The 24878-nt window shown below is 55.9% G+C and carries 21 protein-coding genes and 1 riboswitch; of the genes, 10 read left to right on the forward strand and 11 right to left on the reverse strand.

The window, feature by feature from the left end:
• The first annotated feature begins 248 nt into the window (after positions 1-248).
• The 4 genes from rplJ to rpoC all read left to right on the forward strand — a co-directional run bounded on the left by rplJ (position 249) and on the right by rpoC (position 9825).
• On the forward strand, positions 249-746 hold the full coding sequence (gene rplJ, locus GNG27_RS00905) for a 50S ribosomal protein L10 (protein WP_001207203.1): 498 nt from the start codon (positions 249-251) through the stop codon (positions 744-746).
• Positions 747-812: 66 nt separating this feature from the next.
• Positions 813-1178 (forward strand): 50S ribosomal protein L7/L12, encoded by a 366-nt coding sequence (rplL, locus tag GNG27_RS00910; RefSeq protein WP_142487805.1) that lies wholly within the window; start codon positions 813-815, stop codon positions 1176-1178.
• Positions 1179-1496: 318 nt separating this feature from the next.
• Positions 1497-5525, forward strand: coding sequence for a DNA-directed RNA polymerase subunit beta (rpoB, locus tag GNG27_RS00915; protein WP_156262667.1), 4029 nt, complete (start codon positions 1497-1499; stop codon positions 5523-5525).
• A gap of 76 nt (positions 5526-5601) precedes the next feature.
• Complete coding sequence (gene rpoC, locus GNG27_RS00920) at positions 5602-9825, forward strand: DNA-directed RNA polymerase subunit beta' (RefSeq protein ID WP_156262668.1); 4224 nt, start codon at positions 5602-5604, stop codon at positions 9823-9825.
• Positions 9826-9920: 95 nt separating this feature from the next.
• Here the strand turns inward: rpoC and GNG27_RS00925 are convergent, their stop codons facing one another.
• The 9 genes from GNG27_RS00925 to rsd all read right to left on the reverse strand — a co-directional run bounded on the left by GNG27_RS00925 (position 9921) and on the right by rsd (position 16940).
• A complete protein-coding gene (locus tag GNG27_RS00925; protein WP_106996047.1) occupies positions 9921-10238 on the reverse strand; it encodes a PTS lactose/cellobiose transporter subunit IIA in 318 nt (105 codons plus the stop codon).
• Between the two features lie 3 nt (positions 10239-10241).
• On the reverse strand, positions 10242-10547 hold the full coding sequence (locus tag GNG27_RS00930) for a PTS sugar transporter subunit IIB (protein WP_039028885.1): 306 nt from the start codon (positions 10545-10547) through the stop codon (positions 10242-10244).
• A gap of 292 nt (positions 10548-10839) precedes the next feature.
• Entirely contained in the window at positions 10840-11973 is a 1134-nt protein-coding gene (thiH, locus tag GNG27_RS00935) for a 2-iminoacetate synthase ThiH (RefSeq protein WP_142487808.1), read from the reverse strand.
• Positions 11970-12740, reverse strand: coding sequence for a thiazole synthase (gene thiG, locus GNG27_RS00940; protein WP_156262669.1), 771 nt, complete (start codon positions 12738-12740; stop codon positions 11970-11972). The genes thiH and thiG overlap by 4 nt, the downstream gene beginning before the upstream one ends.
• A 1-nt stretch (position 12741) precedes the next feature.
• Entirely contained in the window at positions 12742-12942 is a 201-nt protein-coding gene (gene thiS / locus GNG27_RS00945; protein ID WP_142487810.1) for a sulfur carrier protein ThiS, read from the reverse strand.
• Positions 12926-13681 carry a HesA/MoeB/ThiF family protein gene (locus GNG27_RS00950; RefSeq protein WP_142487811.1) on the reverse strand — a complete coding sequence of 252 codons (756 nt, stop codon included), beginning with the start codon at positions 13679-13681 and terminating at the stop codon, positions 12926-12928. The genes thiS and GNG27_RS00950 overlap by 17 nt, the downstream gene beginning before the upstream one ends.
• Positions 13674-14309 (reverse strand): thiamine phosphate synthase, encoded by a 636-nt coding sequence (gene thiE, locus GNG27_RS00955; protein WP_142487812.1) that lies wholly within the window; start codon positions 14307-14309, stop codon positions 13674-13676. Before thiE ends, GNG27_RS00950 begins: the two co-directional genes overlap by 8 nt.
• Positions 14309-16204 carry a phosphomethylpyrimidine synthase ThiC gene (thiC, locus tag GNG27_RS00960; protein WP_142487813.1) on the reverse strand — a complete coding sequence of 632 codons (1896 nt, stop codon included), beginning with the start codon at positions 16202-16204 and terminating at the stop codon, positions 14309-14311. The genes thiE and thiC overlap by 1 nt, the downstream gene beginning before the upstream one ends.
• Before the next feature lie 76 nt (positions 16205-16280).
• Positions 16281-16389: riboswitch (TPP riboswitch) on the reverse strand.
• A 53-nt stretch (positions 16390-16442) separates the two neighbouring features.
• Entirely contained in the window at positions 16443-16940 is a 498-nt protein-coding gene (gene rsd, locus GNG27_RS00965) for a sigma D regulator (RefSeq protein WP_142487814.1), read from the reverse strand.
• A gap of 95 nt (positions 16941-17035) precedes the next feature.
• Between rsd and nudC the strand changes: the two genes are divergently transcribed.
• The 6 genes from nudC to GNG27_RS00995 all read left to right on the forward strand — a co-directional run bounded on the left by nudC (position 17036) and on the right by GNG27_RS00995 (position 21392).
• Positions 17036-17809 carry an NAD(+) diphosphatase gene (nudC, locus tag GNG27_RS00970; RefSeq protein WP_142487815.1) on the forward strand — a complete coding sequence of 258 codons (774 nt, stop codon included), beginning with the start codon at positions 17036-17038 and terminating at the stop codon, positions 17807-17809.
• 42 nt (positions 17810-17851) lie between these two features.
• Positions 17852-18916 (forward strand): uroporphyrinogen decarboxylase, encoded by a 1065-nt coding sequence (hemE, locus tag GNG27_RS00975; RefSeq protein ID WP_142487816.1) that lies wholly within the window; start codon positions 17852-17854, stop codon positions 18914-18916.
• A gap of 9 nt (positions 18917-18925) precedes the next feature.
• The gene (gene nfi / locus GNG27_RS00980) at positions 18926-19597 is read left to right on the forward strand and encodes a deoxyribonuclease V (RefSeq protein WP_142487817.1); all 672 of its coding nucleotides are present in this window, start codon (positions 18926-18928) and stop codon (positions 19595-19597) included.
• Positions 19598-19638: 41 nt separating this feature from the next.
• Entirely contained in the window at positions 19639-20229 is a 591-nt protein-coding gene (locus GNG27_RS00985; protein WP_106996058.1) for a YjaG family protein, read from the forward strand.
• A gap of 186 nt (positions 20230-20415) precedes the next feature.
• Entirely contained in the window at positions 20416-20688 is a 273-nt protein-coding gene (hupA, locus tag GNG27_RS00990; RefSeq protein ID WP_032615913.1) for a nucleoid-associated protein HU-alpha, read from the forward strand.
• A gap of 11 nt (positions 20689-20699) precedes the next feature.
• Positions 20700-21392, forward strand: coding sequence for a DUF1481 domain-containing protein (locus GNG27_RS00995; protein WP_156262670.1), 693 nt, complete (start codon positions 20700-20702; stop codon positions 21390-21392).
• Between the two features lie 42 nt (positions 21393-21434).
• Here GNG27_RS00995 and purD read toward each other — a convergent pair whose 3' ends face one another.
• Positions 21435-22727: a phosphoribosylamine--glycine ligase gene (purD, locus tag GNG27_RS01000; RefSeq protein WP_142487819.1), complete on the reverse strand. Its 1293-nt coding sequence runs from the start codon at positions 22725-22727 to the stop codon at positions 21435-21437.
• A gap of 15 nt (positions 22728-22742) precedes the next feature.
• Positions 22743-24332, reverse strand: a complete 1590-nt coding sequence (gene purH, locus GNG27_RS01005; protein ID WP_156262671.1) for a bifunctional phosphoribosylaminoimidazolecarboxamide formyltransferase/IMP cyclohydrolase — start codon at positions 24330-24332, stop codon at positions 22743-22745.
• Positions 24333-24878 lie beyond the last annotated feature (546 nt).

Here is a 24878-nt window from a genome sequence, read left to right on the forward strand (position 1 = left end):
CGTTTGCTAACAATAGTTAGCGGCTAAAAGATTTGTTCGTTGGAGCCTGGCCTAATCCAGGCCTCCGTCGAAGACCGCAGGTGTTTCGCAAGAGACTTAATGCCCTGCGTAGACGGTGACAGAACGCTAAGATTATTTTTGGATACTCTGGCTTGTTTCTGCTCACCGTATTAAGACGCTCTTCCCGTTGGGAAGAGTGAAGTGAGTTCCGGAACATGAGTTCCGGCAAACATCCAGGAGCAAAGCTAATGGCTTTAAATCTTCAAGACAAACAAGCGATTGTTGCTGAAGTCAGCGAAGTAGCCAAAGGCGCGCTGTCTGCAGTAGTTGCGGATTCCCGTGGCGTTACTGTAGATAAAATGACTGAACTGCGTAAAGCAGGTCGTGAAGCTGGCGTTTACATGCGTGTTGTTCGTAACACCCTGCTGCGCCGCGTAGTTGAAGGTACTCAGTTCGAGTGCCTGAAAGACACGTTTGTTGGTCCAACCTTGATTGCATACTCTATGGAACACCCGGGCGCTGCTGCTCGTCTGTTCAAAGAGTTCGCGAAAGCGAATGCAAAATTCGAGGTTAAAGCTGCAGCCTTTGAAGGTGAGTTGATCCCGGCATCGCAAATCGATCGCCTGGCAACCCTGCCGACCTACGAAGAAGCAATTGCACGCCTGATGGCAACCATGAAAGAAGCTTCGGCTGGCAAACTGGTTCGCACTCTGGCTGCTGTTCGCGATGCGAAAGAAGCTGCTTAATAGCAGTCATCTTTATCAAGTATTCGCTTACGTATAAACTTATTCTGATTTTCAGGAACAATTTAAATGTCTATCACTAAAGATCAAATCATTGAAGCAGTTGCAGCTATGTCCGTAATGGACGTTGTAGAACTGATCACTGCAATGGAAGAAAAATTCGGTGTTTCCGCTGCTGCTGCTGTAGCTGTAGCTGCTGGCCCGGCTGAAGCTGCTGAAGAAAAAACTGAATTCGACGTAGTTCTGAAAGCTGCTGGCGCGAACAAAGTTGCTGTAATCAAAGCAGTACGTGCTGCAACTGGCCTGGGTCTGAAAGAAGCTAAAGACCTGGTAGAATCTGCTCCAGCTGCGCTGAAAGAAGGCGTGAGCAAAGACGACGCAGAAGCACTGAAAAAATCTCTGGAAGAAGCTGGCGCTGAAGTTGAAGTTAAATAAGCCAACCCTTCCGGTTGCAGCCTGAGAAATTAGGCTGATGGCTGGTGACTTTTTAGTCACCAGCCTTTTTGCGCTGTAAGGCGCCAGTAGAGTTTCACACTGTTTGACTGCTGGCTGTCCTGACAATGCTTGTTTCTATCGACGACTTAATATACTGCGACAGGGTGCTCGCTCTGGGTAAATCGCAATGAAATGGTTTAAGCGTGATAGCAACAGGCATTGCGGAAAGTGTTCGATTTTCCGATCAACAAAATGGTGTTGCACAAACTGTCCGCCAATGGACAGATGGGTCGACTTGTCAGCGAGCTGAGGAACCCTATGGTTTACTCCTATACCGAGAAAAAACGTATTCGTAAGGATTTTGGTAAACGTCCACAAGTTCTGGACATTCCATATCTCCTTTCTATCCAGCTTGACTCGTTCCAGAAGTTTATCGAGCAAGATCCTGAAGGGCAGTACGGTCTGGAAGCAGCCTTCCGTTCCGTGTTCCCGATTAAGAGCTACAGCGGTAATTCCGAGCTGCAATACGTCAGCTACCGCCTTGGCGAACCGGTATTTGACGTTCAGGAATGTCAAATCCGTGGCGTGACCTACTCGGCACCGCTGCGCGTTAAGCTGCGTCTGGTGATCTACGAGCGCGAAGCGCCGGAAGGCACCGTTAAAGACATTAAAGAACAAGAAGTCTACATGGGCGAAATTCCGCTCATGACCGACAACGGTACTTTCGTCATCAACGGCACCGAGCGTGTTATCGTTTCCCAGCTGCACCGTAGCCCGGGCGTCTTCTTCGACAGCGATAAAGGTAAAACGCACTCTTCCGGTAAAGTACTGTATAACGCGCGTATCATTCCTTACCGTGGTTCCTGGCTGGACTTCGAGTTCGATCCGAAAGACAACCTGTTTGTCCGTATCGACCGTCGTCGTAAACTGCCTGCGACCATCATTCTGCGTGCGCTGAACTACACCACTGAGCAGATTCTTGATCTGTTCTTTGAGAAAGTTGTTTTCGAAATTCGCGACAACAAGCTGCAAATGGAGCTGGTGCCTGAGCGTCTGCGTGGTGATACCGCGTCGTTCGACATCGAAGCCGACGGCAAAGTGTATGTGGAAAAAGGCCGCCGTATTACTGCGCGCCACATCCGTCAGCTGGAAAAAGATGATATCAAACACATCGAAGTCCCGGTTGAATACATTGCTGGAAAAGTCGCTGCAAAAGATTACGTTGATGCATCCGCTGGCGAGCTGATCTGCCCGGCTAACATGGAGCTGAGCCTGGATCTGCTGGCTAAGCTGAGCCAGTCTGGCCACAAGCGTATCGAAACGCTGTTCACCAACGATCTGGACCACGGTCCGTACATGTCCGAAACCGTACGTGTCGACCCAACCACCGATCGTCTGAGCGCGCTGGTAGAAATCTACCGCATGATGCGCCCGGGTGAGCCACCGACTCGCGAAGCGGCTGAAAGCCTGTTCGAGAACCTGTTCTTCTCCGAAGACCGCTACGATCTGTCCGCGGTTGGTCGTATGAAGTTCAACCGTTCTCTGCTGCGTGACGCGATCGAAGGTTCCGGTATCCTGAGCAAAGAAGACATCATCGAAGTGATGAAGAAGCTCATCGATATCCGTAACGGTAAAGGCGAAGTGGACGATATCGACCACCTCGGCAACCGTCGTATCCGTTCCGTAGGCGAAATGGCGGAAAACCAGTTCCGCGTTGGCCTGGTACGTGTTGAGCGTGCGGTGAAAGAGCGTCTGTCTCTGGGCGATCTGGATACCCTGATGCCTCAGGATATGATCAACGCCAAGCCGATCTCCGCAGCAGTGAAAGAGTTCTTTGGTTCCAGCCAGCTGTCCCAGTTTATGGACCAGAACAACCCACTGTCTGAGATCACGCACAAGCGTCGTATCTCTGCACTCGGCCCGGGCGGTCTGACCCGTGAGCGCGCAGGCTTTGAAGTTCGAGACGTACACCCGACTCACTACGGTCGCGTATGTCCAATCGAAACGCCTGAAGGTCCAAACATCGGTCTGATCAACTCCCTGTCCGTGTACGCACAGACTAACGAATACGGTTTCCTTGAGACCCCGTATCGTAAAGTGACTGACGGTGTTGTAACCGACGAAATTCACTACCTGTCTGCTATCGAAGAAGGTAACTACGTCATCGCTCAGGCGAACTCCAACCTGGATGACGAAGGCCACTTTGTAGAAGACCTGGTAACGTGCCGTAGCAAAGGCGAATCCAGCTTGTTCAGCCGCGACCAGGTTGACTACATGGACGTTTCCACCCAGCAGGTGGTTTCCGTCGGTGCGTCCCTGATCCCGTTCCTGGAACACGATGACGCCAACCGTGCATTGATGGGTGCGAACATGCAACGTCAGGCGGTTCCAACTCTGCGCGCTGATAAGCCGCTGGTTGGTACCGGTATGGAACGTGCTGTTGCCGTTGACTCCGGTGTTACTGCAGTTGCTAAACGTGGCGGTACTGTTCAGTACGTCGATGCTTCCCGTATCGTTATCAAAGTTAACGAAGACGAGATGCATGCAGGCGAAGCGGGTATCGACATCTACAACCTGACCAAGTACACCCGTTCTAACCAGAACACCTGTATCAACCAGATGCCATGTGTGTCTCTGGGTGAGCCAATTGAGCGCGGCGACGTGCTGGCTGACGGTCCGTCCACCGACCTCGGTGAACTGGCGCTCGGTCAGAACATGCGCGTAGCGTTCATGCCGTGGAATGGTTACAACTTCGAAGACTCCATCCTCGTCTCCGAGCGTGTGGTTCAGGAAGATCGTTTCACCACTATTCACATCCAGGAACTGGCGTGTGTGTCCCGTGACACCAAGCTGGGGCCAGAAGAGATCACCGCTGACATCCCTAACGTGGGTGAAGCTGCGCTCTCCAAACTGGATGAATCCGGTATCGTATACATCGGTGCAGAAGTGACCGGCGGCGACATTCTGGTTGGTAAGGTTACGCCGAAAGGTGAAACCCAGCTGACGCCAGAAGAGAAACTGCTGCGCGCGATCTTCGGTGAGAAAGCGTCTGACGTTAAAGACTCTTCTCTGCGTGTGCCGAACGGTGTTTCCGGTACGGTTATCGACGTTCAGGTCTTTACTCGCGATGGCGTAGAAAAAGACAAACGTGCGCTGGAAATCGAAGAGATGCAGCTGAAGCAGGCTAAGAAAGACCTGTCTGAAGAACTGCAGATCCTCGAAGCTGGCCTGTTTGGTCGTATCTACGCGGTGCTGGTTGCCGGTGGTGTTGAAGCTGAGAAGCTCGACAAGCTGCCACGTGACCGCTGGCTGGAACTGGGCCTGGCCGACGAAGAGAAACAAAATCAGCTGGAACAGCTGGCTGAGCAGTATGACGAACTGAAACACGAGTTTGAGAAAAAACTCGAAGCGAAACGCCGTAAAATCACTCAGGGCGACGATCTGGCACCGGGCGTGCTGAAGATTGTTAAGGTTTATCTGGCCGTTAAACGTCAGATCCAGCCTGGTGATAAGATGGCAGGTCGTCACGGTAACAAGGGTGTTATCTCTAAGATCAACCCGATCGAAGATATGCCGCACGATGCTAACGGTACGCCGGTAGATATCGTACTGAACCCGCTGGGCGTACCGTCTCGTATGAACATTGGTCAGATCCTCGAAACTCACCTGGGTATGGCTGCAAAAGGTATTGGCGATAAGATCAACGCCATGCTGAAACAGCAGCAGGAAGTCGCGAAACTGCGCGAATTCATCCAGCGTGCGTACGATCTGGGTACTGATGTTCGTCAGAAAGTCGACCTGAACACCTTCAGCGATGAAGAAGTGCTGCGCCTGGCTGAGAACCTGAAAAAAGGTATGCCAATCGCAACGCCAGTCTTCGATGGTGCGAAAGAGTCTGAAATCAAGGAACTGTTACAGCTGGGTGGCCTGCCAAGCTCTGGCCAGATCACACTGTTCGACGGTCGTACCGGTGAGCAGTTCGAGCGCCAGGTAACCGTGGGTTACATGTACATGCTGAAACTGAACCACCTGGTTGATGACAAGATGCACGCGCGTTCTACCGGTTCTTACAGCCTGGTTACTCAGCAGCCGCTGGGTGGTAAGGCGCAGTTCGGTGGTCAGCGCTTCGGGGAGATGGAAGTGTGGGCGCTTGAAGCATACGGCGCGGCATACACCCTGCAGGAAATGCTCACCGTTAAGTCTGATGACGTGAACGGTCGTACCAAGATGTATAAAAACATCGTGGACGGCAACCATCAGATGGAACCGGGCATGCCAGAATCCTTCAACGTACTGTTGAAAGAGATTCGTTCGCTGGGTATCAACATCGAACTGGAAGACGAGTAACTCTCGCTCAAACAGGTCACTGGTGCCGGAGTAGTTTCCGGCACCAGATTGTGCTAACTCCGACGGGAGCAAATCCGTGAAAGACTTATTAAAGTTTCTGAAAGCGCAAACTAAAACCGAAGAGTTTGATGCGATCAAAATTGCTCTGGCCTCGCCAGACATGATCCGTTCATGGTCTTTTGGTGAAGTTAAAAAGCCAGAAACCATCAACTACCGTACGTTCAAACCTGAGCGTGACGGCCTTTTCTGTGCGCGTATTTTCGGGCCAGTAAAAGATTACGAGTGCCTGTGCGGTAAGTACAAGCGCCTGAAACACCGTGGTGTGATCTGTGAGAAGTGCGGCGTTGAAGTGACCCAGACTAAAGTGCGTCGTGAGCGCATGGGCCACATCGAGCTGGCGTCTCCGACTGCCCACATCTGGTTCCTGAAATCTCTGCCGTCCCGTATCGGTCTGCTGCTGGATATGCCGCTGCGCGATATCGAACGTGTTCTGTACTTCGAATCTTATGTTGTGATCGAAGGCGGGATGACGAACCTGGAACGTAACCAGATTCTGACCGAAGAACAGTATCTCGACGCGCTGGAAGAGTTCGGTGACGAATTCGACGCGAAGATGGGTGCGGAAGCTATCCAGGCCCTGCTGAAGAGCATGGATCTGGAGCAAGAGTGTGAAACTCTGCGTGAAGAGCTGAACGAAACCAACTCCGAAACCAAGCGTAAAAAGCTGACCAAGCGTATCAAACTGCTGGAAGCGTTCGTTCAGTCTGGTAACAAACCAGAGTGGATGATCCTGACCGTTCTGCCGGTTCTGCCGCCAGATCTGCGTCCGCTGGTTCCGCTGGATGGTGGTCGTTTTGCGACTTCTGACCTGAACGATCTGTATCGTCGCGTCATTAACCGTAACAACCGTCTGAAGCGTCTGCTGGATCTGGCTGCGCCAGATATCATCGTACGCAACGAAAAACGTATGCTGCAGGAAGCGGTAGATGCCCTGCTGGATAACGGTCGTCGCGGTCGTGCGATCACCGGTTCTAACAAGCGTCCTCTGAAATCTTTGGCCGACATGATCAAAGGTAAACAGGGTCGTTTCCGTCAGAACCTGCTCGGTAAGCGTGTTGACTACTCCGGTCGTTCTGTAATTACCGTAGGTCCATACCTGCGTCTGCATCAGTGCGGTCTACCGAAGAAAATGGCACTGGAGCTGTTCAAACCGTTCATCTACGGCAAGCTGGAACTGCGTGGCCTGGCCACCACCATCAAAGCCGCTAAGAAGATGGTTGAGCGTGAAGAGGCTGTCGTTTGGGATATCCTGGACGAAGTGATCCGCGAACACCCGGTACTGCTGAACCGTGCACCAACCCTGCACCGTCTGGGTATCCAGGCCTTTGAGCCAGTACTGATCGAAGGTAAAGCTATCCAGCTGCACCCGCTGGTCTGTGCGGCATATAACGCCGACTTCGATGGTGACCAGATGGCTGTTCACGTACCGCTGACGCTGGAAGCCCAGCTCGAAGCGCGTGCGCTGATGATGTCTACCAACAACATCCTGTCTCCAGCGAACGGTGAACCAATTATCGTTCCTTCTCAGGACGTTGTACTGGGTCTGTACTACATGACCCGTGACTGTGTTAACGCCAAAGGCGAAGGCATGGTGCTGACTGGCCCGAAAGAAGCTGAGCGTATTTATCGCGCTGGCCTGGCCTCTCTGCATGCGCGTGTAAAAGTGCGTATCACCGAGTATGAAAAAGCTGAAAACGGCGAACTCGTTGCGAAAACCAGCCTGATTGACACGACCGTTGGCCGTGCCATTCTGTGGATGATCGTACCGAAAGGTCTGCCTTTCTCCATCGTCAACCAGGCGCTGGGCAAGAAAGCAATTTCCAAGATGCTGAACACCTGTTACCGCATCCTGGGCCTGAAGCCGACCGTTATCTTCGCTGACCAGACAATGTACACCGGCTTTGCTTATGCAGCGCGTTCAGGTGCATCTGTTGGTATTGATGACATGGTCATCCCAGAGAAGAAACACGAAATCATCTCTGAAGCGGAAGCCGAAGTTGCTGAGATCCAGGAGCAGTTCCAGTCTGGTCTGGTAACCGCGGGCGAACGCTATAACAAAGTTATCGATATCTGGGCAGCGGCGAACGATCGTGTATCCAAAGCGATGATGGACAACCTGCAGACCGAAACCGTTATTAACCGTGACGGCGTCGAAGAGCAGCAGGTTTCCTTCAACAGCATCTACATGATGGCCGACTCCGGTGCGCGTGGTTCTGCAGCACAGATTCGTCAGCTGGCAGGTATGCGTGGTCTGATGGCGAAGCCAGATGGCTCCATCATCGAAACGCCAATCACCGCGAACTTCCGTGAAGGTCTGAACGTACTCCAGTACTTCATCTCCACCCACGGTGCTCGTAAGGGTCTGGCGGATACCGCACTGAAAACAGCAAACTCCGGTTATCTGACGCGTCGTCTGGTTGACGTTGCACAGGATCTGGTTGTTACCGAAGACGATTGTGGCACCCTCGAAGGTATCACCATGACCCCGGTTATCGAGGGTGGTGATGTTAAAGAGCCACTGCGCGATCGCGTTCTGGGTCGTGTTACTGCGGAAGACATTCTGAAGCCGGGTACTGCAGACATCCTGGTTCCACGCAACACGCTGCTGCACGAGCACTGGTGTGACCTGCTGGAAGCCAACTCTGTTGACTCAGTGAAAGTACGTTCCGTTGTATCCTGTGACACCGACTTTGGTGTATGTGCGCACTGCTATGGTCGTGACCTGGCGCGTGGCCACATCATCAACAAAGGTGAAGCCATCGGCGTTATCGCGGCACAGTCCATCGGTGAGCCGGGTACACAGCTGACGATGCGTACGTTCCACATCGGTGGTGCGGCATCTCGTGCGGCTGCTGAATCCAGCATCCAGGTGAAAAATAAAGGTAGCATCAAGCTCAGCAATGCGAAGTCTGTTGTTAACTCCGCAGGCAAGCTGGTTGTGACTTCTCGTAACACCGAGCTGAAGCTGATCGACGAATTCGGTCGTACCAAAGAGAGCTATAAAGTGCCTTACGGTGCTGTTATGGCGAAAGGTGATGGCGAGCAGGTTGCCGGCGGCGAAACCGTAGCGAACTGGGATCCACACACCATGCCGGTTATCACCGAAGTAAGTGGTTTCATCCGCTTCACTGACATGATCGATGGCCAGACGATTACTCGTCAGACCGACGACCTGACCGGTCTCTCTTCCCTGGTGGTTCTGGATTCTGCAGAACGTACCGCGGGTGGTAAAGATCTGCGTCCAGCACTGAAAATCGTTGATGCTAACGGCAACGACGTTCTGATCCCGGGCACCGACATGCCGGCTCAGTACTTCCTGCCAGGTAAAGCGATTGTCCAGCTGGAAGATGGTGTTCAGATCGGTGCGGGTGATGCTCTGGCGCGTATTCCTCAGGAATCCAGCGGTACCAAAGATATTACCGGTGGTCTGCCGCGCGTTGCGGACCTGTTCGAAGCACGTCGTCCGAAAGAGCCGGCAATCTTGGCTGAAATCAGCGGTATCATTTCCTTCGGTAAAGAGACCAAAGGGAAGCGCCGTCTGGTGATCACGCCGCTGGATGGCAGCGATCCGTACGAAGAGATGATTCCAAAATGGCGTCAGCTCAACGTGTTTGAAGGTGAACGTGTAGAACGTGGTGACGTGGTTTCCGACGGTCCGGAAGCACCGCACGACATTCTGCGTCTTCGTGGCGTGCACGCGGTAACGCGTTACATCACCAACGAAGTACAGGACGTTTACCGTCTGCAAGGCGTTAAGATCAACGATAAGCACATCGAAGTTATCGTTCGTCAGATGCTGCGTAAAGCCACCATCGTGAATGCCGGTAGCTCCGACTTCCTCGAAGGTGAGCAGGTTGAATACTCTCGCGTCAAGATTGCTAACCGCGATCTGGAATCGAATGGCAAGCTCAGTGCGACCTTCGCACGTGACCTGCTGGGTATCACCAAAGCGTCTCTGGCAACCGAGTCCTTCATCTCCGCGGCATCGTTCCAGGAGACCACTCGTGTGCTTACCGAAGCAGCTGTTGCGGGCAAACGCGACGAACTGCGCGGTCTGAAAGAGAACGTTATCGTGGGTCGTCTGATCCCGGCCGGTACCGGTTATGCGTACCACCAGGATCGTATGCGCCGTCGCGCAGCGGGCGAAATCCCTGCTGCACCACAGGTGACTGCTGAAGATGCATCTGCCAGCCTGGCAGAGCTGCTGAACGCAGGCCTGGGCGGTTCTGACAACGAGTAATCGTTACGTCAGCCCATAAAAAAACCCGCTTCGGCGGGTTTTTTTTTGTCTGTTTGGTGTGGTTTTTGCCGGTAAGCGCAGCGCCACCGGGCGTGTTAGTTCACCAGCGGTAACCGGCGATACAGCTCGATCATATCTCCCGCCAGATCCTGAATCACCATCGCGTTCATCAGATGATCCTGGGAGTGAACGGTAATCAGGTTAACCGGCAGCTTGCCGGTGCCTTCATCCATACCAATCAGCTTCGTCTGGATGGTATGCGCATGCTTAACGAATTCGCGCGACTCTTCCATCGCCTTTTCTGCGTCGGCAAAATCGCCTTTACGCGCCATCTGCAGGGCGGTTAATGCTGAACTGCGGGCTGCACCGGCATTCACCAGCAGCTCCATAATGATGGTTTCTAAATCGTCCATGGGTCACTCCAGCAGTTTGAGGGCTTTTTCGAGAACGGCATCGCCTTTCATCATGCCGTAATCCATCATGTCGATAACCGCGACCTTTTTGCCCAGCGGTTCTGCCTGTGCCTGAAGATTATTGAGTTCGTATTTGACCTGCGGGCCAAGCAACACAATGTCGGCTGCGGCGATTTCATCTTTAAACTCAGCAACCGGTACGGCTTTAATGGTTACTTCGACCCCTTTTTTCTGCGCGGCGTCTTTCATGCGTTGAACCAGCATGCTGGTGGACATTCCCGCTGCACAGCATAAAACGATGTTCTTCATAGTCAGCCTCAATGTACATGTGTTTATTGATAATTATCCCGCGCCGCCCGCTTCGACAACCGCGTTACCGCGATTGTGTGTGAGGCATCACAAAGAAACCCGCATTTTCTGAAACCGGTTACAACTGTTACAGAACGGGGAAAGGCAGGGCGAAACGAGGAAGAAGCTTTCCGCCCTGGTCAGCATCCCCTGCTGACGAAGTAAGCGTAAAAAATACGGGCACAGTCTGGCAATGGCCCGTTGATCAGGTTACGTGACGCCTCGTAATAACTTCATCGGGTTGCATTCTTTCTCAGCCCGGCTGCGAGGCGCGTCCCAGCCAGCTATCCCAGTCTTTCCACACCGGCTGTAATCCCTGCAGGCTGAGCGCTTCGGCAACCTCTTCCGGGCGACGATTGTCGTGCGGCGCAAACTGTTCCAGCTCGGGGCGATTGTCGGCATAGCCGCCTGGCTGCGTTTTTGAAAAAGCACTGACGTTGTTAATGGCCAGAGGAATGACGCGATCGCGAAACGCGGGAGATTCCCGGGTCGACAGCGACAGCTCCACCTCCGGTGCCAGCAGACGAAACGCGCAGATGGTCTGTACCAGCTGGCGTTCATCCATGATCGACGCGGGCTGGATCCCCCCGGCACAGGGGCGCAGCCGTGGGAAGGAGATCGAGTACCGGCTCTGCCAGTAGCGCTGCTGCAGCCACAGCAGATGTTCCGCCACCATAAAGTTGTCGACCCGCCAGCTGTCGGAGAGCCCGGTCAGTGCCCCGAGTCCGATCTTGTCGATCCCGGCGCGGCCCAGTCGATCCGGCGTCTCCAGCCGCCAGAAAAAGTCCTGCTTTTTACCTTTCAGATGGTGCTGAGCATATACCGCCTCGTGATAGGTTTCCTGATAGACCAGCACGCCATCCAGCCCCAGCGTTTTCAGCTCGCCATATTCGGCTTCTGACAGGGGTTGAACCTCCATTTGCAACGAGGCGAACTGGCGGCGAATGGCCGGAAGATGGCGACGAAAATAGTCCATCCCGACCTTAGTCTGGTGCTCGCCGGTCACCAGCAGCAGATGCTCAAACCCCATCTCGCGGATCGCGGCACACTCCCGGGCAATCTCATGTTCATCCAGCGTCTTGCGCTTGATGTGGTTGCTCATTGAAAAGCCGCAGTAGGTACAGTCGTTCGCGCACAGGTTGGAGAGATAGAGCGGAACATAAAAGCTCACCGTGTTGCCAAAGCGCTGGCGCGTCAGACGCTGGGCCCGCTGCGCCATCGGCTCAAGATACGCGCTGGCGGCGGGGGAGAGCAGGGCCATCATGTCCTCGCGCGTCGGCTGCCGGGCATTCAGGGCGCGTTCAACGTCCGCCGGGGTTTTACTGTTGATACGCAGGCGAATATCGTCCCAGTCGAGCTGGCGCCAGCGATCGGTAAAGGTGTTCATGAGAAGGTCTCCAGAAATCCGGTTAACGGGCTGGTGGCCTGGGCTTCAGGGCTCCGTGAACCGGGGCCAGACTGACGCGCCAGCACGCCCGCCTCCACCGCCAGCCGAAAGGCCCGTGCCATGCTCACCGGATCGTCCGCGACCGCAATGGCGGTGTTGACCAGCACGGCATCGGCACCCATCTCCAGCGCCTGCGCGGCATGGCTGGGCACGCCGATGCCGGCGTCCACGATCACCGGCACCGTCGCCTGCTGAATGATAATTTCCAGCATCGCGCGGGTTTCCAGCCCCTGATTGGAACCTATCGGCGCTCCGAGCGGCATCACCGCGGCGCAACCCGCCTCTTCAAGCCGTTTGCACAGCACCGGATCGGCGCCGCAGTAGGGCAGCACCGTGAACCCCTCTTTGACCAGCATCTCCGCCGCTTTCAGCGTCTCGATGGGATCGGGAAGTAGCCAGCGGGCATCGGGATGGATCTCCAGTTTGAGCCAGTGCGTCCCCAGCGCCTCGCGCGCCAGTCGGGCGGCGAACACGGCTTCCTCCGCGGTTTTGGCTCCGGAAGTATTGGGCAGCAGGCTCACGCCCGCCTCCAGCAGCGGCGCCAGAATAGCGTCATTGTGATGACGCAGATCGACCCGCTTCATCGCCAGGGTCACCAGTTGGCTGCCGCTCTCGCGAATGGCGTCCACCATCAGCTGCGGCGAGGCGAACTTGCCGGTGCCGGTAAACAGATGCGAATCAAAGGTTTTATCAGCAATACGTAACATCTCAGCCTCCGGCAATCACCTGAAAGAGCAGGATCCGATCGCCTTCGCGGACCTGCTGTTTATCCCACTGCTCGCGCGGCAGGATCTGTTGGTTCAGGGCCAGCGCGACCCCGGGTTTTAACTGGCGCAGCTGGTGGAGCAGGGTGGCGACGGTTAAACCTTCCACGCACTGCATCGGTTCGTCGTTAAACAGGATCTGCATGCTGCCCTCCACACACCGCACAGCCGCTGGCGCGCTGCAGGCCCAGCTGTCGCCAGCTGCCCGCCCGGGCATCAAACAGGCGCAGCGCATTGCGCGGGGTCTCAATGCCGCTGAGCAGCTTGATCGCCTCCAGCGCCTGCAAGGTTCCCATCACGCCAACCACCGGCCCGACGATCCCTGCGGTGCGGCAGTTGCGTTGCGGCTCGTCATCCTCCGGCCACAGACAGCGGTAACAGCCCTGCGCCCAGGGCGGCGTCAGCACCATCATCTGGCCACCAAAACCCACAGCGCTGGCGGTAATGAGCGGAGTATTGAGCATCACGCAGGCGGCGTTGATCGCCTGGCGCGTGGCCATGTTATCGGTGCAGTCCAGCACCACGTCGGCGCGGGCGATCTCCTCCTCCAGCGCTTTGCCTTCCAGGCGCGCCTGCAGGGCAATCAGCCGGATATCCGGGTTGAGCTGCTGCAGCCGACGCTGCGTTACCTGCGCCTTTGGCTGGGCGATGTCGTCGGTGGTGAAGAGGATCTGGCGCTGCAAATTACTCAGATGAACCTCGTCATCGTCGGCCAGCACCAGAGTGCCGATCCCGGCCCCGGCCAGGTACAGCGCCGCCGGGGCGCCTAATCCGCCGAGACCGACCAGCAGGACCCGGCTGGCGAGCAGCTTCTGCTGCCCGTCGATGGCGATATCGTCCAGTAGGATCTGGCGGCTGTAGCGCATAAAGTCACGGTCATTCATCGCCTGCTCCCGCCAGTTGCAGTAACTGCGCCGTCGCTGCCTGCCAGTCATCGGCCTGGGTGATGGCGCTTACTACCGCGATGCTCCCGACGCCGGTCGCCAGTACCGCCGGGGCGCGCTCGAGACTAATACCGCCGATGGCAACGGTGGGGTAATCCGCCAGTCGTTCGATATGCCGGGCCAGCTGCTCCAGCCCCTGAGGGGCGGAAGGCATCTGCTTGGTCTGGGTAGGGAAAACGTGCCCCAGGGCGATATAGGACGGACTCGCCGCCAGCGCCACGTCGATCTCCATATCGTCGTGGGTCGAGACGCCGAGACGTAACCCGGCGGCACGAATGGCCTCAAGATCGGTGGTCTCCAGATCCTCCTGACCCAGATGCACGCCGTAAGCCTGATGTTTAATCGCCAGGCGCCAGTAGTCATTGATAAACAGCCGGGCGTTGTAGCGACGCCCCAGGGCAATGGCCGCCACGATATCGGCTTCGACCTCATCCTCCTGCTTGTCCTTGATGCGCAGCTGGAGCGTTTGTACGCCCGCGGCAAGCAGGCGTTCGATCCACGCCACGCTGTCGACTACCGGATAGAGCCCCAGACGAAAGGGCACCGGCGGAAAGTTGGGTTGATACATTACGCCTCCTCTTTTTTGAGGTAGATTTCGCCGCCCCGGGCGCGGAAGGTTTCCGACATATCGGCCATCCCCACTTCGATGGTCTGCGCCGCGGCGTAGTCGCGCACTTCCTGGCTGATTTTCATCGAGCAGAATTTTGGCCCGCACATGGAGCAGAAGTGCGCCACTTTGCCCGACTCCTGCGGCAGGGTTTCGTCGTGGTAGGCGCGGGCGGTGAACGGGTCAAGGGCGAGGTTGAACTGATCTTCCCAGCGAAATTCAAAGCGCGCTTTTGACATGGCGTTATCGCGGATCTGCGCCCCCGGATGGCCCTTCGCCAGGTCGGCAGCATGGGCGGCAATCTTGTAGGTGATCAATCCTTGCTTCACGTCCTCTTTATTCGGCAGGCCGAGATGCTCTTTCGGCGTGACGTAGCAGAGCATCGCGCAGCCAAACCATCCGATCATCGCCGCGCCAATTCCGGAGGTGAAGTGGTCATAGCCCGGTGCGATGTCGGTGGTCAACGGCCCCAGGGTGTAGAACGGCGCTTCGTGGCAGTGCTCCAGCTCCTCGGTCATGTTGCGGCGGATCATCTGCATCGGCACATGGCCCGGGCCTTCAATCATCACCTGGACGTCATACTCCCAGGCAATTTTGGTCAGCTCGCCCAGGGTATGTAGCTCGGCAAACTGGGCTTCGTCGTTGGCATCGCGAATGGAGCCCGGACGCAGGCCATCGCCCAACGACAGCGATACGTCGTACGCGGCGCAGATTTCGCAGATCTCGCGGAAGTGTTCATACAGGAAGTTCTCCTGATGATGGGACAGGCACCATTTCGCCATAATAGAACCGCCGCGGGAGACAATGCCGGTCAGGCGTTTGGCGGTCATCGGCACGTAGCGCAGCAGCACGCCCGCGTGGATGGTGAAGTAGTCCACGCCCTGCTCGGCCTGCTCCAGCAGCGTATCGCGGAACGCTTCCCAGGTGAGATCTTCCGCAATGCCGTTCACCTTCTCCAGCGCCTGGTAGATGGGTACCGTGCCAATCGGCACCGGACTGTTACGCAGGATCCACTCGCGGGTTTCGTGAATATAGCGCCCGGTAGAGAGGTCCATCACCGTGTCCGCGCCCCAGCGGGTGGACCAGACCAGTTTTTCCACCTCTTCTTCGATGGAGGAGGTGACCGCCGAGTTACCGATGTTGGCATTCACTTTCACCAGGAAGTTACGTCCGATGATCATCGGCTCTGATTCCGGGTGATTAATGTTGGCCGGAATAATGGCGCGGCCAGCGGCGACTTCGTCACGTACAAATTCCGGGGTGATGTTCTCCGGCAGGCGGGCGCCAAAGCCTTCTCCCGGATGCTGGTGGCGCAGCACTTCGCCACGAATGCGCTCGCGGCCCATGTTTTCGCGGATGGCAATAAACTCCATCTCCGGCGTCACTATCCCCTGGCGGGCGTAATGCAGCTGGGTCACACATTTACCCGCTCTGGCACGCTTCGGCGTGAGCAGTCCGGTAAAGCGCAGCTCGTCCAGCCCGTCATCGGCCAGACGCTCCCGGGTATAGGCTGAGCTTTGCGCATTCAGGGTTTCGCTGTCGTTACGGGCTTCAATCCACGGCTGGCGCAGCTTCGCCAGACCCTGCTGGACGTTAATCGCCACAGCCGGATCGCCGTACGGGCCGGAGGTGTCGTACACCGGCACCGCTTCGTTCTCTTCAAACTGCGGGTTCTCTTTGCTGCCGCCGATTAACGTCGGGCTGAGCTGGATCTCGCGCATCGGCACGCGGATATCCTCCTGCGAACCCGTCAGGTAAATGCGTTTTGAGTTGGGGAAAGCAGTGCCTTCCAGGGTGTCGATAAAGTGTTGGGCGTGTGCGCGCTGTTCGCGGCGGGTCATTTTTGTGGCAGACATAGCTCGTTCCAGTAAGTTCAGGAAGTGGCTTGTCAGACGACGGATGAAGCAAGAGAGGATCGCCCGGGGGCGATACAATAAATTGACTCTTGTTCCCTTCGCAGGTCTTAACCTGATCAGGTTCCGCGGATCCCGAATTAACGGTCTCAGCCCGGCTTTCGCACTGGGCACTCCGACAAGAATAGGCTCCCCTACAGCGGGAGCAGTGAATGTAAACTACGCGTTAACGAGGAATAACTCAAGCCGGTCGGGCGACGTTATCTTCGTTGCTCGCTTTCAGATTGTGATCCAGCGCAAGGGCGATCAGGTTATCTTCCAGCGTAAAGCGTTGCTCCAGCGCCTCGCCGATATCGGAAAGCGCCTGCTGAAATTCCAGGTAGTTATCCTGATCGATGGCGTTTTCCAGCGTGGAGTCATAGTAATCCATGATTTGCTGGGTATTGGCCTCCAGCAGGGGATAGAGTTTGGTTGCCGCTAAATACGGGCTGTTGCCTTCCATTTCACGGATAAAACGTTCATAAATATTGAAATGACCGTTGGAAAGGTAGTCGACCAGGCTCTGACAGAAATCGTCCAGCGCTTTTTCATTCAGGCGCATATAGGACTCTTTGCCAGGCTTAATGCCAACGAGATTGTAGTAGGCAACAAGCAGATGTTTCCGCACGTGCAGCCAGCGATCGACCAGTTTGTTACTTCCGCCAACGCGCTCTGTCAGGTTTTCTAGCTGGTTTAGCATGTTTGACTCCGCAAGGTTAAGATTAAAAGCTGCCCACCCAAAATGTAATAGTATTGTTACCAACATGCCTGTGAAGCAAAGGTAGTGCAATAGATATGGATCGTATAATTGAAAAATCGGATCGTGGCTGGTGGTTAGTCAGCCATGAACAAAAATTATGGTTGCCCAGTGGTGAATTACCATATGGCGAGGCCGGAAATTTCGATCTTGCGGGGCAACACGCACTAAATATAGGTGAGTGGAAGGGCGATTCTGTGTGGTTGATCCAACAAAATCGTCGTCACGATATGGGATCGGTGCGCCAGGTGCTCGATCTCGATGTCGGCTTGTTCCAGTTGGCGGGTCGTGCTGTGCAGCTTGCCGAGTTTTATCGCTCGCATAAGTTCTGCGGCTACTGTGGCCACACCATGCACCCGAGCAAAACCGAGTGGGCGATGCTCTGCAGCCACTGCCGGGAACGCTATTACCCGCAAATCGCGCCGTGCATCATTGTCGCCATCCGTCGGGATGACTCCATCTTACTGGCGCAACACACCCGTCATCGCAACGGGGTGCATACCGTGCTCGCCGGATTTGTCGAAGTGGGCGAAACCCTGGAGCAGGCCGTGGCGCGAGAAGTGATGGAGGAGAGCGGGATTAAGGTAAAAAATTTACGTTATGTCACCTCCCAGCCGTGGCCGTTCCCACAGTCGCTGATGACCGCCTTTATGGCCGAGTACGACAGCGGCGAGATCGTCATCGATCCGAAAGAGCTGCTGTCCGCCGACTGGTATCGCTACGACGATTTACCCCTGCTGCCACCGCCGGGCACCGTGGCGCGCCGCCTGATAGAAGATACCGTGGCAATGTGTCGGGCTGACGATGTGTGAGACATGTTACACTGGAGATAAGACGCTTAAGGAACTGCAAAAATGACCGAACTGAAGAACGATCGTTATCTGCGTGCGCTGCTGCGCCAACCCGTTGATATCACCCCGGTATGGATGATGCGCCAGGCGGGCCGCTATTTGCCGGAGTACAAAGCCACGCGCGCGCAGGCGGGCGATTTTATGTCGCTGTGCAAAAACGCGGAGCTGGCCTGTGAAGTGACCCTTCAGCCGCTGCGCCGCTATCCGCTGGACGCGGCGATCCTCTTCTCCGATATCCTGACTATCCCCGACGCGATGGGGCTTGGCCTGTACTTTGAAACCGGCGAGGGCCCGCGCTTTAGCTCGCCGATTAAGAGCAAAGCGGACATCGACAACCTGCCGATCCCGGACCCGGAGCAGGAGCTCGGTTATGTGATGAATGCGGTGCGCACCATTCGCCGCGAGCTGAAAGGCGACGTGCCGCTGATCGGTTTTTCCGGCAGCCCGTGGACGCTGGCGACCTACATGGTCGAAGGCGGCAGCAGCAAAGCCTTCACCGTGATCAAGAAGATGATGTACGCCGATCCGCTGGCGCTGCACGCCCTGCTGGATAAGCTGGCGAAAAGCGTCACCCTCTACCTGAACGCGCAGATTAAAGCCGGCGCCCAGTCGGTGATGATCTTCGACACCTGGGGTGGGGTGCTGACGGGCCGCGATTACCAACAGTTCTCGCTTTACTACATGCATAAAATCGTCGATGGCCTGCTGCGTGAAAACGAAGGTCGTCGCGTGCCGGTGACCCTGTTCACCAAAGGCGGCGGTCAGTGGCTGGAAGCCCTGGCAGACACTGGCTGTGATGCGCTGGGCCTCGACTGGACTACCGATATTGCCGATGCGCGCCGCCGCGTTGGGGACAAAGTCGCCCTGCAGGGCAACATGGATCCGTCTATGCTGTATGCTCCGGCCGCCCGTATTGAAGAAGAAGTCGCGACCATTCTGGCGGGCTTCGGTCAGGGCGAAGGCCATGTGTTTAACCTGGGGCACGGTATTCATCAGGATGTACCGCCAGAACATGCAGGCGTGTTTGTGGAGGCGGTGCACCGACTTTCTGCCCAGTATCACCTGTAAGGAGTCGTTATGGATCTTGCGTCACTTCGCGCTCAACAACTTAAACTTGCTGCGTCGGTTTCCCGTGAAGACCGGCTGGATAAAGACCCACCCGCGCTGATTGCCGGGGCGGATGTCGGGTTTGAGCAGGGCGGTGAGGTGACGCGGGCGGCGATAGTACTCCTGACCTGGCCCGAACTGGAGCTGGTCGAGTATCAGGTAGCGCGTATCGCCACCACCATGCCTTACATCCCCGGATTCCTCTCTTTTCGTGAATATCCCGCGCTGCTGGCCGCGTGGGACCAGCTTTCGCAAAGACCCGACCTGATGTTCGTCGATGGCCACGGGATCTCCCATCCGCGCCGTCTCGGCGTTGCCAGCCATTTTGGCATGCTGGTGGATGTGCCGACCATCGGGGTAGCGAAAAAGCGCCTCTGCGGTAAGTTTGAACCTCTGTCGGCAGAGCCCGGCGCGCTGGCACCCTTGATGGACAAAGGCGAACAGCTGGCGTGGGTCTGGCGCAGTAAGGCGCGCTGCAATCCGCTGTTCATCGCCACCGGCCATCGCGTCAGTACCGACACCGCGCTGGCGTGGGTCCAGCGCTGCATGAAGGGCTATCGATTACCGGAGCCGACCCGCTGGGCCGATGCGGTGGCTTCCGGCCGTCCCGCTTTTGTGCGATGGCAGGAAATTCAGCGCTGATTCAGGTAAACTGCGGCTAATTTTCGATTCGAGACTTCATCATGTTACAAAACCCGATTCACCTGCGCCTCGAGAAGCTGGAAAGCTGGCAGCATGTCACCTTTATGGCCTGCCTGTGCGAACGCATGTACCCGAACTACGCCATGTTCTGTAAGCAGACTGAATTTGGTGACGGCCAGCTGTATCGCCGTATTCTCGATTTGGTATGGGAGACGCTGACGGTCAAAGATGCGAAGGTGAACTTCGATTCTCAGCTCGATAAGCTGGAAGAGGCGATCCCGGCTGCCGATGACTATGATGTCTATGGCGTCTATCCGGCGATCGATGCCTGTGTGGCATTAAGTGAACTGATTCACTCGCGCCTGAGTGGCGAAACTCTGGAACATGCCATCGAAGTCAGTAAGGCCTCAATTACTTCCGTGGCGATGCTGGAGATGACCCAGGAAGGTCGTGAAATGACCGATGAAGAGCTCCGTTTAAACCCGGCCGTTGAGCAGGAATGGGACATCCAGTGGGAAATATTCCGTTTGCTGGCAGAGTGCGAAGAACGCGATATCGAGCTGATTAAAGGTCTGCGTGCAGACTTGCGTGAGGCAGGCGAGAGTAACATTGGTATAAATCTTCACCAGTGAAACAATAAAACGTGATTTTACGCCTGTTTTGTCATGCCTGTACTCTTCCCTTCTGCCCCCCGTCTGGTCTACATTTGGGGGGCGAAAATAAGTGGCTATCGGTGCGTGTATGCAGGAGAGTGCTTTTTTGGCATTTTCGTCGCACTCGATGCTTAGCAAGCGATAAACACATTGAAAGGATAACTTATGAACAAGACTCAACTGATTGATGTAATTGCGGACAAGGCTGATCTGTCTAAAGTACAGGCTAAAGCTGCTCTGGAATCCACCCTGGCTGCTATTACTGAGTCTCTGAAAGAAGGCGATGCTGTACAACTGGTAGGTTTCGGTACCTTCAAAGTGAACCACCGCGCTGAGCGTACTGGCCGCAACCCGCAGACCGGTAACGAAATCAAAATCGCTGCAGCTAACGTGCCAGCATTTGTTTCTGGCAAAGCACTGAAAGACGCAGTTAAGTAAGCCGCGTAGCAGTGAACAGTTTTATCGAGGGGGCGGTTTCGCCCCTTTTGTCTGTCTGGCGCCAGGCAATAGCGCTCGCAGGCATACTTTTGCTGTCCGCCTGCAGCCATGACGCCTCTCTGCCGCCTTTTACCGCCAGCGGTTACGCTGACGATCGGGGTGCGGTACGTATCTGGCGTAAAGACACGGACGATGAAGTCCATCTGCTCTCCGCCTTTAGTCCCTGGCACAGCGGCAGTACCACCACCAGTGAGTACCGCTGGCAGGGTGATACGCTTGCTTATATTGACGTGAATATCTACAGCAAGGTGCCCGAGCATGTGCGGGTGCGTTTTGACGACCACGGTGAGCTGAGCTTTATGCAGCGCGAAATCGGCGGTCTTAAGCAGCAACTCTCCACCGATCAAATTGACCTCTATCGCTACCGTGCCGACCAGGTTCGTCAGACCAGTGACGCGCTGCGACAGGGACGGGTAGTGCTGCATCAGGGGCGCTGGCATGCCGATGGCACCGTGACCACCTGCGAAGGCCAGACCCTGAAGCCGGATCTTGATAGCTGGGCGACGGAACATATTGGACGCCGTCAGAGCCACTCCTCTATGGAAGTAAGCGTGGCGTGGCTGGAAGCGCCAGAAGGGTCACAGCTGCTGCTGGTGGCTAACGAAGATTTCTGTACCTGGCAGCCGACCGAGAAGAGTTTTTAAGTTCCCTCTCCCTTGAGGGAGAGGGTCAGGATGGGGGAAAAGTTACTCCCCTCGCTCACGCGCAATCGCACGATAACCAATATCGTTACGGCTGAAGCTGCCGTTCCAGCGAATATCCGCCATCAGGGCATAGGCGCGCTGCTGCGCTTCCGCGACCGTATGTCCCAGCGCGGTGGCGCACAGGACGCGGCCGCCGTTGGTCAGCACGCGATCGTCATCAGACAGCGTAGTGCCGGCATGGAACACCTTCGCGCCTTCAACCTGCTCCAGCGGCAGACCGTGGATCTCATCCCCGGTGCTGTAGTTGCCCGGATAACCACCCGCCGCAATCACCACGCCCAGCGACGCACGCTCGTCCCACTCGGAGGTTTTCGTGTCCAGCTTGCCTTCGCAGGCCGCCAGGCACAGATCCACCAGATCGGATTTCATGCGCAGCATGATCGGCTGAGTTTCCGGATCGCCAAAGCGGCAGTTGAACTCGATCACCTTCGGGTTGCCCTGCTTGTCGATCATCAGGCCGGCATAGAGGAAACCGGTGTAGGTATTGCCTTCCGCCGCCATGCCTTTCACGGTAGGCCAGATGATGCGGTCCATGGTGCGCTGGTGCACTTCATCCGTCACTACCGGGGCAGGGGAGTAGGCACCCATGCCACCGGTATTCGGGCCGGTATCGGCGTCGCCCACGCGCTTGTGATCCTGGCTGGTGGCCATCGGCAGGACGTGCTCGCCGTCGACCATCACGATAAAGCTCGCCTCCTCACCGTCGAGGAACTCCTCGATCACGATGCGGTGGCCCGCGTCGCCAAAGGCATTACCCGCCAGCATATCCTGAACCGCGGCCTCTGCCTCTTCGAGGGTCATCGCCACGATCACGCCTTTACCGGCGGCCAGACCGTCGGCCTTGATCACAATCGGCGCGCCTTTCTCACGCAGATACGCCAGAGCGGGCTCCACTTCGGTGAAATTCTGATACTCCGCGGTCGGGATGTTATGACGCGCGAGGAAATCTTTGGTGAAGGCTTTAGAGCCTTCCAGCTGGGCGGCGCCTTCGGTTGGGCCGAAGATGGTCAGACCCGCCGCTCGGAAAGCGTCTACTACGCCAATTACCAGCGGCGCTTCCGGGCCGACGATGGTCAGGTCGATCTTTTCATTCTGGGCAAAGCTCAGCAGCGCCGGAATATCGGTCACGCCGATGGCGACGTTCTGCAAGGCGGGCTCCAGCGCCGTACCGGCGTTACCCGGTGCCACGAAGACGGTGTTCACCTGCGGTGACTGCGCCGCTTTCCACGCCAGGGCGTGCTCGCGCCCGCCGTTACCAATCACTAATACTTTCATTCTCTGCTCCGGAAATTAATGGCGGAAATGACGCATGTCGGTGAAGATCATCGCGATACCGTGTTCGTCGGCAGCGGCAATGACTTCGTCATCGCGGATAGAACCGCCAGGATGGATCACGCAGGTGATGCCCACAGCCGCAGCCGCGTCGATACCGTCGCGGAACGGGAAGAAGGCGTCAGAGGCCATGGCGGAGCCTTTCACTTCCAGACCTTCATCGCCTGCCTTGATACCGGCAATTTTCGCGGAGTAGACGCGGCTCATCTGGCCTGCGCCTATCCCGATGGTCATGTTCTCTTTCGCATAGACGATGGCGTTGGATTTCACGAACTTCGCTACTTTCCAGCAGAACAGCGCATCACGCAGTTCCTGTTCGGTCGGCTGACGCTTGCTGACCACGCGCAGGTCGGCTTCTGTCACCATACCCAGATCGCGATCCTGAACTAACAGACCGCCGTTCACACGCTTGAAGTCCAGGCCCGGAACGCGTTCTGCCCACTGGCCGCAGGTCAGTACGCGAACGTTCTGTTTCGCCGCGGTGATCTTCAGGGCTTCCTCGGTGGCGGAAGGGGCGATAATCACTTCCACAAACTGACGGGAGATAATTGCCTGAGCGGTTTCAGCATCCAGTTCACGGTTGAAGGCGATAATGCCGCCGAACGCAGAGGTCGGGTCGGTTTTGTACGCGCGATCGTAGGCATCCAGAATCGAGGTGCTGACCGCCACGCCGCATGGGTTCGCGTGTTTGACGATCACGCAGGCCGGCTCGCTGAACTCTTTCACGCACTCCAGCGCCGCGTCGGTGTCCGCGATGTTGTTATAGGAGAGCGCTTTGCCCTGAACCTGCTGTGCAGTGGCAACGGAGGCTTCTTTAACCTCTTCTTCTATATAGAAGGCAGCCTGCTGGTGGCTGTTCTCACCGTAGCGCATATCCTGCTTCTTAATGAAGTTCAGGTTTAAGGTGCGTGAGAAGCGGCCGGAAGGATCTTTGCTTTCGCCATGATAGGCTGGCACCAGGCTACCGAAGTAGTTGGCGATCATGCTGTCGTAGGCGGCGGTATGTTCGAACGCTTTAATGGCGAGGTCGAAACGGGTCTCGAGATTCAGGGAGCCTTCGTTGGCATCCATCTCTTTAATAATGGCCTCGTAGTCGCTGCTCTTAACTACGATGGCAACATCTTTATGGTTCTTGGCGGCGGAGCGCACCATGGTCGGGCCGCCGATATCGATATTCTCTACCGCATCTTCCAGAGAGCAGCCTTCACGGGCAACGGTCTGAGCGAACGGGTAGAGGTTAACAACAACCATATCGATTGGCGCAATCCCGTGTTGATCCATAATGCCGTCGTCCTGACCGCGACGACCCAGAATGCCGCCGTGGACTTTTGGATGCAGGGTTTTGACGCGTCCATCCATCATTTCCGGGAAACCGGTGTAATCGGACACTTCGGTTACCGGCAGGCCTTTATCTGCTAACAGGCGGGCGGTACCGCCAGTGGACAGCAGCTCCACACCACGTGCAGAAAGTGCCTGAGCGAATTCGACGATACCGGCTTTATCAGAAACACTGAGCAGAGCGCGGCGGACTGGACGACGTTGTTGCATGGTAAATCCCCTGGATTTGACGATTACAGAGAGCGTTAGGTGAATTTTCCACATAAAAACTCAACTAACACACCTGGCGGGGCCGCTTTATTTAGCGCGAGCATTTTAACGAAAACGTTTGCGCAACGCTCGCACATTTTCACTTTTTCGTCGCATTGTGGATAAGTCTGTGAGTAATCAGGTATAAGGCGGGGTTTTGCTGGGGAATGCAGCAGTCAGTCATTTTTCTGTCATTTAAGGGTTGCGGGCTGCGGAGAACTCCCTATAATGCGCCTCCATCGACACGGCGGATGTAAATCACTTCACACAAACAGCCGGGTCGGTTGAAGAGAAAAGCGAAAATAAACGCTTGACTCTGAAAGAGGAAAGCGTAATATACGCCACCTCGCAACGGTGAGCGAAAGCCGCGTTGCACTGCTCTTTAACAATTTATCAGACAATCTGTGTGGGCACTCAAAGTGACATGGATTCTTAATGTCTTCGGACAATAAATGAATACCAAAGTCTCTGAGTGAACATACGTAATTCATTACGAAGTTTAATTCA

The organism is Leclercia sp. 119287 (assembly GCF_009734485.1).
GTDB classification, from domain to species: domain Bacteria; phylum Pseudomonadota; class Gammaproteobacteria; order Enterobacterales; family Enterobacteriaceae; genus Enterobacter; species Enterobacter adecarboxylatus_C.

Bases quoted from the DNA above. Each gene is read 5' to 3' on its own strand.
- rplJ (WP_001207203.1), top strand. From the start codon at position 249: ATGGCTTTAAATCTTCAAGACAAACAAGCGATTGTTGCTGAAGTCAGC.
- rplL (WP_142487805.1), top strand. From the start codon at position 813: ATGTCTATCACTAAAGATCAAATCATTGAAGCAGTTGCAGCTATGTCC.
- rpoB (WP_156262667.1), top strand. From the start codon at position 1,497: ATGGTTTACTCCTATACCGAGAAAAAACGTATTCGTAAGGATTTTGGT.
- GNG27_RS00925 (WP_106996047.1), bottom strand. From the start codon at position 10,238: ATGGACGATTTAGAAACCATCATTATGGAGCTGCTGGTGAATGCCGGT.
- GNG27_RS00930 (WP_039028885.1), bottom strand. From the start codon at position 10,547: ATGAAGAACATCGTTTTATGCTGTGCAGCGGGAATGTCCACCAGCATG.
- thiH (WP_142487808.1), bottom strand. From the start codon at position 11,973: ATGAACACCTTTACCGATCGCTGGCGCCAGCTCGACTGGGACGATATT.
- thiG (WP_156262669.1), bottom strand. From the start codon at position 12,740: ATGTTACGTATTGCTGATAAAACCTTTGATTCGCATCTGTTTACCGGC.
- thiS (WP_142487810.1), bottom strand. From the start codon at position 12,942: ATGCAGATCCTGTTTAACGACGAACCGATGCAGTGCGTGGAAGGTTTA.
- GNG27_RS00950 (WP_142487811.1), bottom strand. From the start codon at position 13,681: ATGAATGACCGTGACTTTATGCGCTACAGCCGCCAGATCCTACTGGAC.
- thiE (WP_142487812.1), bottom strand. From the start codon at position 14,309: ATGTATCAACCCAACTTTCCGCCGGTGCCCTTTCGTCTGGGGCTCTAT.
- thiC (WP_142487813.1), bottom strand. From the start codon at position 16,204: ATGTCTGCCACAAAAATGACCCGCCGCGAACAGCGCGCACACGCCCAA.
- rsd (WP_142487814.1), bottom strand. From the start codon at position 16,940: ATGCTAAACCAGCTAGAAAACCTGACAGAGCGCGTTGGCGGAAGTAAC.
- nudC (WP_142487815.1), top strand. From the start codon at position 17,036: ATGGATCGTATAATTGAAAAATCGGATCGTGGCTGGTGGTTAGTCAGC.
- hemE (WP_142487816.1), top strand. From the start codon at position 17,852: ATGACCGAACTGAAGAACGATCGTTATCTGCGTGCGCTGCTGCGCCAA.
- nfi (WP_142487817.1), top strand. From the start codon at position 18,926: ATGGATCTTGCGTCACTTCGCGCTCAACAACTTAAACTTGCTGCGTCG.
- GNG27_RS00985 (WP_106996058.1), top strand. From the start codon at position 19,639: ATGTTACAAAACCCGATTCACCTGCGCCTCGAGAAGCTGGAAAGCTGG.
- hupA (WP_032615913.1), top strand. From the start codon at position 20,416: ATGAACAAGACTCAACTGATTGATGTAATTGCGGACAAGGCTGATCTG.
- purD (WP_142487819.1), bottom strand. From the start codon at position 22,727: ATGAAAGTATTAGTGATTGGTAACGGCGGGCGCGAGCACGCCCTGGCG.
- purH (WP_156262671.1), bottom strand. From the start codon at position 24,332: ATGCAACAACGTCGTCCAGTCCGCCGCGCTCTGCTCAGTGTTTCTGAT.